3 protein-coding genes are annotated in these 2,513 nt (G+C 66.0%); all 3 read left to right on the top strand.

The annotated features are described in order from the left end of the window. Positions 1–492: 492 nt before the first annotated feature. The 3 genes from mglB (at position 493) to HUW62_RS46735 (ending at position 2,421) form a co-directional block, all read left to right on the top strand. A complete protein-coding gene (gene mglB, locus HUW62_RS46745; protein ID WP_163866756.1) occupies positions 493–972 on the top strand; it encodes a gliding-motility regulator GTPase-activating protein MglB in 480 nt (159 codons plus the stop codon). 11 nt (positions 973–983) lie between these two features. Further along, complete coding sequence (gene mglA / locus HUW62_RS46740) at positions 984–1,571, top strand: gliding-motility regulator Ras-like GTPase MglA (protein ID WP_163866755.1); 588 nt, start codon at positions 984–986, stop codon at positions 1,569–1,571. Positions 1,572–1,686: 115 nt separating this feature from the next. Beyond that, complete coding sequence (locus tag HUW62_RS46735; protein WP_176438136.1) at positions 1,687–2,421, top strand: dihydrolipoamide acetyltransferase; 735 nt, start codon at positions 1,687–1,689, stop codon at positions 2,419–2,421. Positions 2,422–2,513: the final 92 nt, after the last annotated feature.

Genomic DNA, 2,513 nt, shown 5'->3' with positions numbered 1-2,513 from the left:
CCGCCAGATCATTCGGAGTGAAGCCGTCATACGTAAGCCCAGGCCCTACATCCGCCTGGGCGCCGTTCCGGAGGGCCACGCCATAGCGCAGGCGCAGCGAGGCACGCTCGCGCACCTCCTCCGCCCGGGCGGACGGGGAGCCGACCAGCACCAACAGCAAGGGCGCCAGACGCGCCAGGATGGGAGCAAGGGGGCGTGGGGGCGTCAAAGCCCGGCGGAGTATAGAGAAAGCCGCGAGCACTCCCAAACCAGCCCCCACCGGGCCTCCAGAAAGCCCTCCAAGGTGCTTGACGGCAACCCCCTGGGTGGCGGGGGCTGGGGCGCGGGCGTGTTCTCACCCCGACGCGCGGATGGCTTCTTGCTGGAGTGGAGGGGCTTTGCTAAGCATCCTCACCGTCGGTAGCGCCTCGTCTAACCTCCGGGATTCACTCCAGAAACAATCGGGGTGTTGCCGTGAGGCGGGCGAGCGAACGCTGAGGAGCGCATACGCCCATGGGCACGCAACTGGTGATGTACGAAGAGGAGTTCACCAAGATCAACGCCGTTTGCGACCGGCTCACCAAGGACGCGAACGCGAAGGTGGTGTTCCTCGTCGACAAGAACGGGCAACTCATCTCCTCGGCCGGGCAGACGCAGAACATCGACACCACGTCCCTGGCCTCGCTGACGGCCGGCAACGTGGCGGCGATGGGCGGACTCGCCAAGCTGATCGGTGAGAACGAGTTCCCCAACCAGTTCCATGAGGGGGCGAAGGACTCGCTCTACATGACCATCGTCGGCAGCCGGGTCGTGCTGGTCGTCATCTTCGACAACCGCACCAGCCTCGGCCTCGTCCGCCTTCGCATCAAGAAGGCCAGCGACGAGCTCACGAAGATCTTCGAGAGTCTGGTGAAGAAGACGGACGCCCCGGGTGCCGGGTCGCCGTTCGCCGAGATCTCCGACGACGATATCGACAACCTCTTCAGCGAGTAACCCGGGAAGCCATGTCCTTCATCAACTACTCATCCCGCGAAATCAACTGCAAGATTGTCTATTACGGGCCGGGTCTCTGCGGGAAGACGACCAACCTCCAGTACATCTACAACAAGACGGCGGCCGAGACGAAGGGCAAGCTCATCTCCCTCTCCACCGAGACGGACCGCACGCTCTTCTTCGACTTCCTGCCGCTGTCGCTCGGTGAGATTCGCGGCTTCAAGACGCGCTTCCACCTCTACACGGTGCCCGGCCAGGTGTTCTACGACGCCAGCCGCAAGCTCATCCTCAAGGGCGTGGACGGCGTCGTGTTCGTGGCCGACAGTCAGATCGAGCGCATGGAGGCGAACATGGAGTCGCTCGAGAACCTGCGCATCAACCTGGCCGAGCAGGGCTACGACCTGAACAAGATTCCCTACGTCCTCCAGTACAACAAGCGGGACCTGCCCAACGCGGTGTCGATGGAGGAGATGCGCAAGGCCATCAACGCGCGCAACATCCCCGAGTACCAGGCCGTGGCGCCGACGGGCGTGGGCGTGTTCGACACGCTCAAGGCCGTGGCGAAGCTGGTGCTCACGGAGCTCAAGAAGGGCGGCTGAGCCGGGAGCAGCCGGGCAGTCAACTCCCGTACCGCGGGTGAGAAGACGCCCCGCGGTCAAGGGTGTTACAACCTGCTGCCGACGGGCCGGGCCGTCCGCCTCCTGAGGTCGCACAGTGCGTGTCGCATCCGCCACCCTTCGCCTCCTCGCGCTCGTGAGCGCCACCCTCTGTGGGGCGGCGCTCGCGCAGGAGTCGCGTTCCTCGGCGCCCGCCGCTGCCGCGAGCACTCCGGCGGCCTCCACCGAGGCAGACAGCACCGCGGATGAAGCCTTCAACGCGCGGGTGAAGACGCTGGAGGAGCAGGTCGTCGACTTGAAGGAGAAGATCTACCGCTCCAAGGCGCGGCTCCTGTTGCTGCAGGAGACGGTGCTGGGCGGAGACGTCACCACCGGCGCTCGCGCGCTCATCGTCCACAAGAACGAGATGGGCAGCTCCTTCATCCTGGAGTCGGTGACGTACGCGCTGGACGGCGCGCCCATCTTCACGCAGGTCGACATCCAGGGCGAAGAGCTGAGCAAGCGCGAGCAGTTCGAGGTCTTCAACGGGCGCATCGTCCCGGGACAGCACCAGCTCGCGGTGCGACTCGTCTATCGAGGCGGCGGCTTCGGCGTCTTCAGCTACCTGGAGGGCTACAAGTTCAAGGTGCAATCCAGCTACACCTTCAACGCGGAGCCAGGAAAGGTGTCCTCGGTGCGCGTGGTGGGCTTCGAGCAGGGCGGCCTCACGCTGGACATGAAGGACCGGCCCGCGGTGCGCTACGACATCGAGCTGTCGCGCGACTCGGCGCCCCGCATCGACGGCGAAGCGGGCGCAAGCCCTCCTGCCGCCACCTCCACTGAAGCGCGGTAGGGGCCCGCCGGTGAACGTGTCGCTTCGCGCTCTCGCCCTCGCGCTTGGCCTCGTGGGCGGCGCCTCCGCCTGGGCCGCCGAGCCCCCTCCCC

It is taken from the genome of Myxococcus sp. AM011, assembly GCF_013372595.1.
Classification (GTDB): domain Bacteria; phylum Myxococcota; class Myxococcia; order Myxococcales; family Myxococcaceae; genus Myxococcus; species Myxococcus eversor.
Note: the sequence above shows the minus strand (reverse complement) of the source record. Positions and strands in the feature narration are given on the sequence as shown.